The organism is Scopulibacillus darangshiensis (assembly GCF_004341035.1).
Lineage (GTDB): Bacteria > Bacillota > Bacilli > Bacillales > Sporolactobacillaceae > Scopulibacillus > Scopulibacillus darangshiensis.
The window spans coordinates 1-13,677 of sequence record NZ_SLXK01000068.1; the positions used below are offsets into that span (position 1 = coordinate 1).

The 13,677-nt window shown below is 40.4% G+C and carries 11 protein-coding genes and 2 pseudogenes; 1 reads left to right on the forward strand and 12 read right to left on the reverse strand.

Going from position 1 to position 13,677, the window contains the following annotated elements:
- Positions 1-93: 93 nt before the first annotated feature.
- The 7 genes and pseudogenes from EV207_RS23600 to EV207_RS22130 all read right to left on the reverse strand — a co-directional run.
- Positions 94-446: pseudogene (locus tag EV207_RS23600) on the reverse strand (DUF4351 domain-containing protein); the annotation flags it as partial.
- A gap of 126 nt (positions 447-572) precedes the next feature.
- On the reverse strand, positions 573-1,022 hold the full coding sequence (locus EV207_RS22105) for a universal stress protein (RefSeq protein WP_132748528.1): 450 nt from the start codon (positions 1,020-1,022) through the stop codon (positions 573-575).
- Positions 1,023-1,116: 94 nt separating this feature from the next.
- Positions 1,117-1,443: an ArsR/SmtB family transcription factor gene (locus EV207_RS22110; protein WP_132748530.1), complete on the reverse strand. Its 327-nt coding sequence runs from the start codon at positions 1,441-1,443 to the stop codon at positions 1,117-1,119.
- Positions 1,444-1,446: 3 nt separating this feature from the next.
- Positions 1,447-1,863, reverse strand: a complete 417-nt coding sequence (locus EV207_RS22115) for an SRPBCC family protein (RefSeq protein ID WP_132748532.1) — start codon at positions 1,861-1,863, stop codon at positions 1,447-1,449.
- An 85-nt stretch (positions 1,864-1,948) separates the two neighbouring features.
- Complete coding sequence (locus tag EV207_RS22120) at positions 1,949-3,091, reverse strand: cation:proton antiporter (RefSeq protein ID WP_132748533.1); 1,143 nt, start codon at positions 3,089-3,091, stop codon at positions 1,949-1,951.
- Positions 3,092-3,261: 170 nt separating this feature from the next.
- A complete protein-coding gene (locus EV207_RS22125; RefSeq protein WP_132748535.1) occupies positions 3,262-3,597 on the reverse strand; it encodes a hypothetical protein in 336 nt (111 codons plus the stop codon).
- A 30-nt stretch (positions 3,598-3,627) separates the two neighbouring features.
- On the reverse strand, positions 3,628-4,212 hold the full coding sequence (locus tag EV207_RS22130; protein ID WP_132748537.1) for a TetR/AcrR family transcriptional regulator: 585 nt from the start codon (positions 4,210-4,212) through the stop codon (positions 3,628-3,630).
- A 164-nt stretch (positions 4,213-4,376) separates the two neighbouring features.
- Here EV207_RS22130 and EV207_RS22135 point away from each other — a divergent pair, with 164 nt between their 5' ends.
- Positions 4,377-6,029 carry an FMN-binding glutamate synthase family protein gene (locus EV207_RS22135; protein ID WP_132748539.1) on the forward strand — a complete coding sequence of 551 codons (1,653 nt, stop codon included), beginning with the start codon at positions 4,377-4,379 and terminating at the stop codon, positions 6,027-6,029.
- 71 nt (positions 6,030-6,100) lie between these two features.
- Here the strand turns inward: EV207_RS22135 and EV207_RS22140 are convergent, their stop codons facing one another.
- The 5 genes and pseudogenes from EV207_RS22140 to tagD form a co-directional block, all read right to left on the reverse strand.
- A complete protein-coding gene (locus EV207_RS22140) occupies positions 6,101-9,475 on the reverse strand; it encodes a CDP-glycerol glycerophosphotransferase family protein (protein ID WP_132748541.1) in 3,375 nt (1,124 codons plus the stop codon).
- 251 nt (positions 9,476-9,726) lie between these two features.
- Positions 9,727-10,545 (reverse strand): ABC transporter permease, encoded by an 819-nt coding sequence (locus tag EV207_RS22145; RefSeq protein WP_132748543.1) that lies wholly within the window; start codon positions 10,543-10,545, stop codon positions 9,727-9,729.
- Positions 10,542-11,744, reverse strand: a pseudogene (locus EV207_RS22150) (CDP-glycerol glycerophosphotransferase family protein); the annotation flags it as partial. The pseudogene EV207_RS22150 and the gene EV207_RS22145, both read right to left, overlap by 4 nt.
- Before the next feature lie 47 nt (positions 11,745-11,791).
- Positions 11,792-12,988 (reverse strand): CDP-glycerol glycerophosphotransferase family protein, encoded by a 1,197-nt coding sequence (locus EV207_RS22155; RefSeq protein ID WP_132748547.1) that lies wholly within the window; start codon positions 12,986-12,988, stop codon positions 11,792-11,794.
- Positions 12,981-13,379, reverse strand: coding sequence for a glycerol-3-phosphate cytidylyltransferase (gene tagD, locus EV207_RS22160; RefSeq protein WP_132748549.1), 399 nt, complete (start codon positions 13,377-13,379; stop codon positions 12,981-12,983). Before tagD ends, EV207_RS22155 begins: the two co-directional genes overlap by 8 nt.
- Between the last annotated feature and the right edge of the window lie 298 nt (positions 13,380-13,677).

Sequence of the window (13,677 nt, forward strand, 5' to 3'; positions counted from 1 at the left end):
CTACAACTTTCTGACAAACTAAAACAGCCATGAAGCCGGCAATCATGCGGGTTCCAGGCTGTTTTTCTGCGTTTTAGCTGCAAAACTCAGGTTATTATACCCCATTTTACTAAGAAGTGCCGCAGCGACTGGATTATCTTGATTTAAAAAATCACGCCATCTTAATTTTCTCAGCTCAATCGTCAAATAGTTAAACTTGAGAACATCCATAAAAGGAAAAGTTATTGAAAAATGATTAGGTTCAGCTCTGTTTTCGTCATAACTAAATAAGGCAATAGGTAGAATGGGCTTGCGATGTTTTTCAAAAAGGCGGGTGAAATATAAAAAGAATCAATTTCTTCGTAAATGCTTGGAAAAAATAATAGCATAAACTCTTCAAAAAATGTGTGAATAAGCTCCTTAAATAAACGATCATGATCTATTTTATCATCATTATGATGTCCCATTTTCTCCCCCTGACTTGGGAACACCCGTTCCTAAACCTATTATACAACGGTAACTTTTTTATGTAAACAGGATACATAAACTAACAAATAATTAAGCGCTGCCCAGGGCAGCGCTTATGCTTTATTTTATTTCACTATCAAAACCGGACAGGGCGCCAGGTGAAGCACCTTATGGCTGACGCTGCCAAGAATGATCTCGCCGAAGGCGCCGCGTCCTCTATTGCCCATTACGATCATGTCATAGTTATTTTCATCGGCGTAGCGGCAAATTTCATGAGATGGTACACCTTCCAAATGAACAATGTCTACATTAAGCCTTGGGGCATTGGTTTCATTTTTTATCGTTGTTAAAAGCTGTTCGCCCTCTCTTTTTGCCTCTTCATTCATTTCAGCTTCGACATTTTTATTCAACTGGCCGCCGCCTATTGGATAATAGGGGAAATATACAGGATCGGGACTGACATTGATTAAGCTTATCGCATAGCCGCTCTCTTTGCCTTCAGCGATCGACAACGCTTCATTAAGGGCTCTCATTGACTGCTCAGAGCCGTCTACCGGAACTAGAATTTTCTTCATTATTCCCACCGTCCTTTTTAAGGATCAATCCCTTACACTAACCTATACCCTTTTTCCTATAAAATGAATCATTTAGAGTAAAAGGTAGTTCCCGTTATTCCTCATTCTCTTCCACATAATTTTTCAGCATGGAAAGCTTGTTGTCCCAATATTGTTCAAAGAAGGCAAGCCATTGTTTCAATTCTGCCAACGGTTCCGAGTGAAGACTGTACAGCTTCTCCCGGCCTGATTTCCTCCCCTTGACAAGCTCAGCCTCCGATAAAATCCTAAGATGCTTGGCAATGGCGGTACGGGTCATTGGGAAATGACTGCTGATCTGGTTAATGGGCAATTCCTTCCCTGCCAGAAGCCGGAGCAGTTCGCGGCGAGTCGGGTCGGCGATAGCTTGGAACACATCATGCTTTTCCGCGGAAGCCGCCACTTCCTAAGCCCTAACATATTCGGCAAGCTTTTTAACCAGCCCAGCCCAGCCGTGGTCCATCCGTCCGCGTACAAGCGTATGCGCTTCATCGAACTCAGTAATTTTGTCAGCATCCCAGCCGGAATGAATCAGCGTGAACTCAGTTTGACCATCCTTCTCGGCTAACTCAAATGTCACCTTCCAGTCTTTTCCCCATTTAAAAGAAAGGCGGTTCGGCGGATCAATTTCAGTAACTTTGCAAGGTGACATGCCAAAAGGACCAGCATTTAAATGAAACTCGAAGCCCTCTTCAGGCTGAAAATCATTCGGCATAAACCAGGCGGCGATCCCTTCTGAGGTGGCCACCGCTTCCCATACTTTTTGAATCGGTGCATTAACCGTTACCGTATGCTGAATATCAGGCATTTTATTTTGGTCCATTTTAATTCCTCCATAATACCAAATAATATAACACCAAAAGGTTTCGCTTTTATTATATAAAACCATTTGGTTCCATGTCAAGTTCCTACCCATGGCTTTTTGATTTTTTGACCAAAAACGATTTCATCATTGGCGGGGTGACGATTGTAGTCACAAGAACGACGACAACAATGACGGCAAACATATCTTGACTTAATAATTTTGATTCTAGTCCAATCGCTGCAATAATTAAGGCGACTTCACCACGGGATACCATCGCCGACCCTATGCCTAATGAGCTATTCCAAGAGAATCCTGCAAATTTTGCTCCAGCTGATGCTCCGATTAATTTCGTTAAAATAGCTAAGATGGATAATATCACGATAAGGACTAGATGGTCGGTAATACCGCCGAACTCGGCTGTGACACCAATTGAGGTAAAGAACACAGGGACAAAAATAGAATAACTAATGGTCTCAACCTTTTCAAACACGTCATGTTTGTAATCGGTTAAACTGATGGCAACACCGGCTATATACGCCCCGATAATTGCCGCCACTCCGGTGAATTCCGCTAAGTAGGCATAGACAAAACAGATAATCAATGCAGCCGAAACAAGCGATTCAGTTACTTTTAACGGTGCAAACTTTTTTAATATCCAGGGGACAACCTTCCAGCCTACAATAATAGCACCTGCAAAAAACAGCACTTTCTTTAATACAACCACACCTAAATTGACATCTCCCCCGGCCATACTCATTAAAAAGGCTAATGCTAGGATCACGATAATATCATCGATAACGGCTGCCCCCAAAATGGTTGTCCCTTCACGAGATTTTAATTTATTCATTTCTTTTAGTGCTTGGACAGAAATACTGACACTCGTAGCCGAAAGCAATAAGCCCAAAAACCAAGATTCGATCGTCGTTAAGTTCAGCATCAACCCGGCCGCATAGCCTAGAACAAGGGGAACGATAATGCCCCCGATCCCTACAAAAGCAGAAGCCTTCCCGGTTCTTTTAAATTCATCAATATCTGTTTCCAATCCAGCAATAAACATGAGCAGGATAACACCGATTTGGCTGAATTCGGCAAGGGTTGTCGTATCGGTCACTAACCCCAAAACCGATGGTCCGAGCACAATGCCAATCAGCAGCTTGCCGAGTACTGAAGGCTGCCCTAATTTTACGCTGATGTCCCCCGCGATTTTCGAAGCAATTAAAATAATAGCTAATTGAAGGATTAACATGTAAAACCCCACCTTTTCTTTTTAACTTTTCACCAATCGAAAAAATGCAAAAGGAACCTGTCTCCAAAAGGATATAGTTATCCCTTGGTGACAGGCTCCTCCAAATGACAAAAAGTTATTCTTTGTTTATTTATACGATCTCACATATTAAGGGTTTCAATTTTTTGATACTATTCATGCGGCTCCCCTTCTTTTTTCCCGACAAATTTCCTTTGCACCCATTTATCCAGCTTCTTCACTTCTTTCTTCCCGAACGTTAAGCCATAGATAATGATAATAACGAGAACAATAGTAAAGACGTCCACTTCCCGTGTCGACGCAAAGTTAATGATGCCAAGAGTAACCTGAGGGATGACTCCGGTCAAGACCGTTAAAAAGACGCCAAGCTTGAACAGCTTATTTGACTTTAGTCCATACCGTGCATAGAACATGAAGAATGTCGATAACCAAGCAAGCACCTCAAGACAAATTAAAATCACCCATTTATACATTAAAAGAAATGTCATAATTCCTCGCTCCCCCATCTTCTTTCCGCTCTATGTCAGCTGGATCCCCGACCAAAAAATCCTCCAGGCGCTCTCCAGCTTGCTTTCAAAATGCTGCTTCGGGTAATAAAACATCTGCACGAACAGGCCATCAATGAGACAATAAAAGGTTGCAAGCAAATCGACCAGCTCTCGCTCCTTAATCACTCCCTCATCCATCCCCTTTTGAAAAACTTCCTTCAAAATCCGCGTTGTCGCCTCTTCTGACACCAAAAACTCCGACCGGACTTTTTCCTCCAAAGGCGGATAAGGAAACAGCATGACTCGTTTCAACAGTGCTGACTCGTCTTCATGCTCCCAATAATACTTGCAAGTGCAGTAAAGAAGCTCCCGCAGTGTTGTTTCAACTGTATGCTCCTGCAGGTTGGCATATCGCTCTTCAATGTGGGCTACATAATCCCAAAGCACACCCTGAAATACAGCCCAAAATAATTCTTCTTTTCCACTGTAATAGTTATAAAGCGATGGCTTTTTGATACCGACGCCAGCAGCGATTTGTGCTAAGGACGTCCCTTCAAACCCTCGTTCAGCAAACATTTTCAGTGATATTGATTTAATTTTGTCCTTGGTTTCCATCACAATCACCCTAACTAACGGTCGTTAGTTACATCTTAACACATCATCTTCAAACAGGCGAATTTTTTCCTAAATGGTATAGTCCCGGTTATTTTGTGAAAAATAACGGTAAGTGAAGCGATCCGGGAAACGGATCAGAAAATCCTACATAGGAGGAAAGCACTATGCAATTAAACATAGCGAATTATTTAACGGTAATAGGATTTATCGTGCTTGTTCTGGCTATCATTGTCGGTTTAATCATTTTTTTAATTCTATTTAACAAAGACCGGACACAGGATGAGCATCCCGTGCTGAGAAATTACCCCGTCCTTGGAAGGGTGCGTTACTTTTTAGAAAAAATCGGTCCTGAATTACGGCAGTATCTTTATAATAATGACACGGAAGGCAAACCCTTTTCCCGCGATGACTACCAGCATATTGTTAAAGGGGGAAAATACAAGCGTGATGTCGGAGGCTTCGGCTCAAGAAGGGACTTTGAGGAAGAAGGCTTTTATGTCAGGAATGATATGTTCCCGCTGCAAATGGAAGAACTTCGAATGGATCGTGAAACAAAAGTAGAAACCAAGAAATACGTTCTGACAAGAGATACTCTGTTCACACAACGTCAAGAGCACTTTAAGGAAGAACTCACCCTTGCCTATCTTCTAGATGAAGAAGATGCCGTTGTCATCGGTCCAAACCTGCCGCACCCATTTAAAGTCAGAAGTCTGATTGGCATGTCAGCCATGAGCTTTGGCTCCCTTGGCAACAAGGCCATTACCGCGCTGTCCGAAGGCTTAGGGATGGCCAAAGGCACTTGGATGAATACAGGTGAAGGCGGACTCTCTCCCTATCACTTAAAAGGCGGCGTAGATATCATTATGCAGATCGGCCCTGGATTGTTCGGTGTCCGAGATCAGGATGGCAACTTCGACTGGGATGAGTTGAAGCGAAAAAGTGAGATCCCTGAAATAAAGTGCTTTGAGCTGAAGCTTGCTCAAGGAGCCAAGGCGCGCGGCGGCCACATCGACGGTGAAAAAGTAACGGAGGAAATCGCTGAGATTCGTAAGGTTGAAGCTCATAAATCCATTGACAGCCCGAACCGCTTTAATGAATTTAATACCGTTCCGGAAATGTTTGCGTTCATGGATAAGATTCGCCAAGCAACAGGAAAGCCCGTCGGCATGAAAATCGTCATCGGCAGCAATGATACTGCTATCCAGCTCGCCAAACATATGAAAGAAACCGGCAATGGTCCAGACTTCATCACCGTTGACGGCGGTGAGGGCGGAACAGGGGCATCCTATCAAGAGCTTATGGACAGTGTCGGCCTGCCGATCAAATCCGCCTTGCCGATTCTTGATACGACCTTGCGTCAATTCGGTGTCCGCGACAGGGTAAAAATCATTTCGTCTGGAAAACTCTTTACACCCGACCGCGTCGCCGTCGCCCTAGCCATGGGCGCCGATCTCGTCAACATCGCCCGCGGCTTCATGATCACCGTCGGCTGTATTCAGGCGCTCAAATGCCATTCCAACGCCTGCCCTGTCGGTGTTGCCACCACCGACCCGAACTTGCAGAAGGCATTGGTCATTGACGAAAAGAAATTCCGCGTCACCAACTATCTGATCACACTCAGACGCGGCCTATTCCGGATGTCTGCAGCCGCCGGCATCGACTCACCGATCCACTTTGGCCGTCATCACATCACCTTCAAAGATGACAAAGGCCGCATCATCTCGCTCGAGGACATTTACGAAAGCGTCGAGGAGCGCGTCAAGAAAGCCATGCAGAGGTATGAAGCTGGCGGCGGGAGCGGGAAAGGGATTATTTAAAATAGCGAAGATAAAAACCCCTCTTCTGATGGAGAGGGGTTTCAATAATTTGTGGATTTGTTTTAACAATGTCATTGCGATGCTGAAATCCTAGGCTTTCCATTATTAAAAACATGATCAATCAACCGGTCTGTTGCCTTTCCATCTTCTAAGCCGCAATATTTTTGATGGAAGGCATCATATTTAGGCTGATATGAGGTTTTAATCTCATCTACATTTTCGATTGCATCAATCAGCTCGTTGGAGTCACTAAGCAAAGGCCCTGGAGCTTCATTTTCAAAATCCATATAAAAGCCCCGCAGATCATCCCGATACTCCTCAAAGTCGTAAGTGTAAAACAACATCGGTCTTTTGAGGTTAGCAAAGTCAAACATAACTGATGAATAGTCAGTAACCAGGATGTCTGATATGAGATACAGCTCCTGAATATCTGGATAATTTGAGACATTATAAACGAAATCACGGTATTCCTCAGGGATTTTAACCTTATTCTTCACGACAACATGCATGCGAAGAAGCAACACATAATCTTCACCGAGCTGTTCTTTCATTTGTTCAAAATCCAGGTTAATGTCAAACACAAACTTATTCTTTTTCTTCTGATTGTCTCGGAAAGTCGGAGCATATAAGATCACTTTCTTGCCTTCTGGAATCTTCAATTTACGGCGTACTCCATTCGCAATTGTCTCTTTATCCAGTTTATAAAATAAATCATTTCTTGGATAGCCGATTTCAAGGATATCACCTTTATACCTAAATGCGCTTCTAAAAGCATTTGTCGCATAAGAACTCGGTGAAATCAAATAATCCCAGGTCTTTGTCGCTTGGTGAACCCTTTCAACATAATCATCACTGCGTCCATGGACCGTCTCGATATCAAAGAGCATCTTCTTCAAAGGCGTCCCGTGCCACGTTTGGACATATGTTGTTCCCTCCCGTTTCTTTAAATAAGTCGGGAAGTTTTGGTTATTTACCCAATAGCGAGCTTTTGCCAAATAAAAATAATAATATGGGCTCAAACGTTTGATACGCTTCGTATTTTCATCATAAAAGCGGATTTTTTTATTGCAGACCCAAACGATATTATAATCCAAATTCCGTTTAAGGATCTCCTCATAAATATAACGAGGACTGTCAGCGTACTGTTTGCCTACCCCGCTTTCAAAAACAATGAGGTTGTTGTCAATTGTGAGAGCCCTTCTGCCTATGTTATACCCTAACTTCATAGCAGGAAAATACCATCTGCTTTTTCGAAAGCGCTGGAACACCTTTCTTGCCAATTCATCCTCTGCCATGACTTTATACCATGGCTTATTTACTTTAAAGCCCTTAATTGCCTGATAAATTCTCTCGGATGATTTTTGATCCCTGTATGTCATAAACTTTTCTGTTCTGATTTTATATATTTCCTTCATTCGGAAATCCTTTTTTGCGTAATCTTCAACTAAAGGGATGATGTCATCCTCTTCATATACAATGTCCCCAGGTAAATCATTATCTAAATCAAGATGGGAAGGCCTCTTGCCAATAAAGCGGTCACGGTCAAACTGATAGTAAATAATCGGTTTGTGCAGAAAGCTAAAATCAAAGCCAACACTCGAATAATCCGTGATCATCATGGCACTTTCTTTCAAGAGACGCTGAACATCCACATCCCCTTGATTAATGATTCTGACTGGTGCATCAGAAAAGAAGTGTGTAAACTTCTGCATATTTGGATGAAGACATAATAGAATTTCAAAATTTTGCTCCGTAGCTAATCTGTGCAATTTTTCATCGAAGATTAATTCCTTGTATCGGATGAAATAATCACTTTCTAGAAAGGCTTCATCGGTTACAATCCAATCTCGCCATGTAGGTATAATAAGTAATTGCCGTTTCGTATCCTCGTCATCCTTAAGCAAATTATCAAATCTAGAGAGCCCGGTGACTTTTACCTCGTTAGCATCATAGCCAAAGTCACTGACAATCATCTGTTTTTCAAAATCTGAACTTACAAGAAATAAATCAGTGTCAAAGCCCGGTGCGGTTTTACCATAATTCGCAACCATATTCTTTGTCCCCATCACACCATGCTGAAGGAATACCTTTGTTGCTTTGACAGCTTTTTTAAATGCCTTAGATCGAATCGGGTACAGATAGTCAGGGTGATGTGAGCCTATCGCCCTGGTGGCCATCAAGGTTAACCAAATATGCCGCTTAGATTTGTAAAGGACAACATTGCCATATGGCTCAACATTTTCCCTTTCAGGCGAATCCTCTTCAATAACATAGAAGACATTTTTGGCAGGATGGTTTTCCCTCATGTATTTAAAGAAATGAAAGCCCGTATCCTGTGCTTTGTAAGACCGTTCACCAATAAGCCAGATATCCTTATTTTTATAAAATGGCCTTATCAGCCAAGCCCACCTTTTGGCCTTCTGAAGGAATTTGAACGCATCCCTTTCGAATTCTTCAACCTGGAGCGCCAAATTTTTTTGTTTAAAAGTAAAATAGGGAGAAATGACGGCAATATCTTTTCCTAAGTCAGCATAGCCGTCTTTCATAAAGTATCGGGCCTTAAATCTTGGTTTTCCAAGCTTCACCCATGTCGGTTCGGTTTGGTCGTGCAAATGAAAGTGACAGTACAAATCATACACATCTTGAGTCAATTGATTAGCCGCAAAGACGTCGGATAAATCCATTTGAGCTTGAAAAGCATAACGGTTAAGACCGTACTTTTTCACGACTTCCTCTTTTAGATGCTGGAGTGAAACCGGAACCAATGCGGCGGTTCCTGTATCCCTGCCTGACAACAAAATTTGTGACTCTTTGACCATTGAATGCTTCGTATATAACTTGCCCTCAATGATTAACCGTTCCTTTTTTATTTTCAAACGATCGATTTGTGTTTTAACATTAGGGTTAAGCTCCTTATTGTATGCAAGCGAGATATTCCCCTTTTTTGAAATATACACAATGGCCTTATTGCCATTCATATCTATTGTTTCTAAGCCCTCTGTTTCCGTATATTGAAATCTGCCTAATCGTACTAGGTATTCTAAATCAAACCCGCCATCATTTCTTGAAATCAATTTAGCCTTCTCAGTCAATTTATCAAGATTATTTGAGCTTACCTTTTCTCTTGGTACCCGCCATTTTAAATAAAAAAAGTAAGTCTCTTCATGACCTTCATTTGAATCATGAAAGTCTTGAATGGATGAAAGGTCAATTTTAAATTGAAAGCTTGAAGAAGGTTGCGACTCAGCAGCCATAATCATCTTTTCACTTTCTTTTCCCATCAGCCAAATTTCACTTGCTAGAAAAGACTCATCACCTAACTTGCCTTCAATATATAATTGGTCATCTGTTTGCTTTAGAACAAGCTGGTATTTTTTCTTTTTTTGCGGCTGTTCTCTGAAAATTTTTTTCTTAATCTTAGATAGTGTCTTATACAACATGCTCATTTACTCTCTCACCCCAAATTAGGTGTTTTATATATATAGTCTCCAACCTTATGGCATCTTATTTTCATTAGCCAATTATATTAATTTCGTTTTAATCTTATTACCTTAGGGTGTGACATTTGCACTATCACATAAAATACAAAATTCAATGTAAGAGACAAAGAAACGCCCTCCTTCCAGCATGGAAGGAGGGCAAATTAAATTATAAATTTTTGTTTTATAATTCTTTAACATTAAATCAGACAACGGACTTATAGATAATCCACAAAATGATCCCTGAATTTCAAATGAATCGCGGAACCGATTGATAACAGCACAATGACTACCACCCAGAAATATAGTGTATAACCGGCATGATCGATCAAATACCACCCTGATTTCCCCAAAAGTGCCGACCGATAACCTTCTACTACGTAATAAAATGGGTTTAACATTAACAGTTTCTGTATCAATATATGTTCCTCACCTATACGGCTAAGCGGCCATAAAATGGGTGTCATATAAATCATCATTCTCATGACCGCTGGAACAAGCATGTTAATGTCGCGGACAATCGTTGCAAGAGCTGACGTGATCAAGGTAAGTGCCAACAACAGCACCAATGTCGCAAACATAAAATAGGGCATTTGGATAAAATAAATGGATACAGGAAAACCTGTGAATTGCAAAATAACAAATACAACAGCAAGCAGCATTAAATGCTGATAAAACTTGGCGAAAATGATATATGACGGAATGGCACTCATCGGAAAGCTCATCTTAGAAATAAACCGTATTCGCGAAAAAATCGACTTTGTTCCTTGAAGAACCGCTTGATTGATAAAATACCAAACAACAAAACCTGATATCATCCAATATATATACTCCACACCGTCTACCGGTGGGCGGGAGCTTAATACAAATCCAAACACAAACCAATATATAGTGATTTGAATCATAGGGTTGATGATTTCCCATAGTATCCCCAAGTAATTATTGCTGTTTGCACTTTTCAGTTCATATACAGATAACCTTCTAATTAGATAAAAGCTTTTAATTTGTTCTTTAATGATGGTTAGTGCTGACTTCATCTCCTGGTCCTTCCTGAAAAGACTTCATTTACACCCCGCTCCGATGCCTTTCCATCTTCTAAATAACAAAAGCGTTGATAAAACCGATCAAACGCCGGTGAAACCTGGAAATCGTTGTGTTCAATGTCACTAATGGATTTAATAACACCTTCTGTTGTTTTAACCAAAGGGCCTGGCGCCTTTTCTTCAAAATCAAAATAAAAGCCGCGCAGCTTATCACGGTAGCTGTCAATATCATAGACGTAAAAAATCATCGGGCGTTTTAAATTCGCATAATCAAAGAATACCGATGAATAGTCTGTAATTAGAAGATCTGAAATCAGATAGAGCTCACGTATATCCTCATGCTTTGAAAAGTCATAGGCAAATCCCTCGTAAGGTGACAAATCAAAATTCTCTGCTACAAGATAGTGCATTCTAAGAATAACGATATACTTGTCCCCAAGCTTTTCTTTCATTTCGTTCAAATCAAGGTCAAGATCGAATTTATAGCGGCCTTTCTCGTAAAATTGATCATCTCGCCATGTCGGTGCATATAGAATAACCTTCTTATTTAAAGGGAGACCCATATCCTTTTTGAGCCGGTCTATGCTTTCTTGATCATTGCTGTTATGAAGAAAATCATTTCTAGGATAACCAGACTCAATCATCATTTTATCAAATTGAAAGGCCCGATGGAATATCTCAGACGAATAAGCATTGGGCGAAATCAAATAGTCCCAATTTCGGGATTCTTTATAAAAATTCCGCTTATAGTCTTCGGTAGTTGTCCCAGGCATGTGGACTTCCTTCATATCCGAAGCTAGCCTTTTTAGCGGTGTGCCATGCCATGTTTGCAGATATATGGTGTGAGCTGGTTTTGGGATCCATAATGGCATCCGGCTGTTTGTCACCCAATAACGGGCGCTGGCCATAAGAAATAACCATCGAACTGAGAACCTTTTGGCATAGGGGAGATTCCGCTTCTCAAACTGTTCTTTATAGCGCGGATCTACGGACCATACCAACTGGTACTCAGGATGGTTTTCTTGTAAATACTCATATAACGCTCTAGGATTACAGCTGTATTGTTTTCCCAGATAGCTTTCAAACATGACTAACTTTTTCTTTGCAGGCAGCATAGCTACAATTTTAAATACGGCTTTATAAGCTCTTTTGGTAAGACTTAAATCTGTTATCTTAGAGAATAGGCTCATTATTATATTTCTACCCTTCGCTATTGTAAACTAGGACTATTATTCGATGTCTATAAAGCTCTTGATTGCTGTTCTTCAATGGAAATATGGTCTTTAAAAAGCAGCCCAACTAAATTTTCACTGGAATGTCCTTTAGAATATTGATTCCATTTTCCTGAAAATGCTTCGATTTGTGACAGATCAAATGCTTGTTTCTTTATTTTATCCACTATGTCACCTGTTGTATACACGACAGGACCCGGAACTAGCGATTCATAATCATCCCATAAGCCCCTTTCTTTCTTGTAATCTTCCAAATCGTAAGGAAAGAAAATCATAGGCCTATTTAATAGGGCAAATTCATAGGGAATAGATGAATAATCGGTTATCAATATGTCAGTAATGAGCAAAAGCTCATTGATGTTCCCATAGTCTGAGTAATCGTAGACAAATCCGGGAAATTCTTGTTCGTAATTCAATTTCGTTTTAACCGCAGGGTGAACCTTAAGGAAAAGGACGTAGTCCTCACCAAGTTCTTTCTGCATAAGATCCAAATCGAGTTTTAGGTTAAATGCAGACAGTTCGGTATCTCTGAATGTCGGTGCATATAAAATAACCTTTTTTTCTTTCATGATTTTACTGTTGATTGCTAACCCCGCTGCAATTTCTCTTGCGGCATTTTTATCAAAAAAAAGATCGGTCCGTGGAATTCCTGTTTTCACAACATTTCCGGCAGAAATATTAAAAGCTTTCATAAAAACATTCGCCAGAGCATCCGAACCGACAACGATCTTATCAAATTTTTTATACACACGCAAAAAACGTTCCTGGGCTTTTTTGCTTCGTCCGCTAGCCGCTGCATCCTCCAAGCCGAATTTCTTGATCGCTCCGGCAGCATGCCAAATCTGGATACATTGAACGTCTTCTTTAAAATCCGTTACGGATAAGAATCCGTAGTAATTATCGACAAAAACGGTTCGAGAGGTCGCTAAATGATAAATCCCTCTCCACATATCTAAAAGGTTTAAAGTTTCAAAATCGATAACATGACTTCCTCTTGCTTCGAAGTCTTTTTTGCAAGATCCTTTGCATAAAAAGACAACGTCATCAGTTATTCCCTGACGCTTCATCTCTTCATAAATAAACTTGTTGTTCTCCCCGAACGACACAACGAATGTGACTTTCGACTGTAATGGAAGCATCTTACAAAGATTAAACTGTATCTTAAATACAAAAAGATACAGCATAATCAGCAATTCTCTAGCCATTATTCACCGAGAATAAATCTTCTTTTATTTTCGTTGTCGATACGCCTTCAGTTCGTGGGAGATACACAACGTCACAATAATCTTTAAGGAAGTCAAATTCACCTTTCCAATCATCACCCATTACAAAGATATCAACTTTATTCTCAACAACATCTTTTACCTTTTGGTCCCATGATTTTTCAGGAATGACTTCATCAACATATTTAATCGCTTCTAGGATTAACTTTCTATTTTCATAGCTATGATAAGCCTCTTTGTGCTTAATAGCATTAAATTCATCAGCAGAAAGGCCAACAATCAAGTAATCTCCCAAATCCTTGGCACGCTTTAAGAGATTAATATGACCCCAGTGCAACAGATCAAATGTACCGTATGTTATCACTTTCTTCATTGCAATCTCTCCTTAGTTGAGTGTTCGAAAATTAATCTAATCCCTCAACACCCTTAGAACAATAATTTATTCATATTTTATATTTACAATCCATTCATCAAATGTTTACGTTAATAAAACACAATCATTATTATAAGACTTTTCACTTGAAATTTCAATCCTTATCGAAAAATGGCGTTTCAAGTTGAATAACTAACGAAACGCCACCCTACTTTTGCAGCACATCTAACAAACTAAAATCCCGGAGGCATTCATACCATTGATGTTTCCGGGATTTTTTAATTTTATTTTTTGTCAT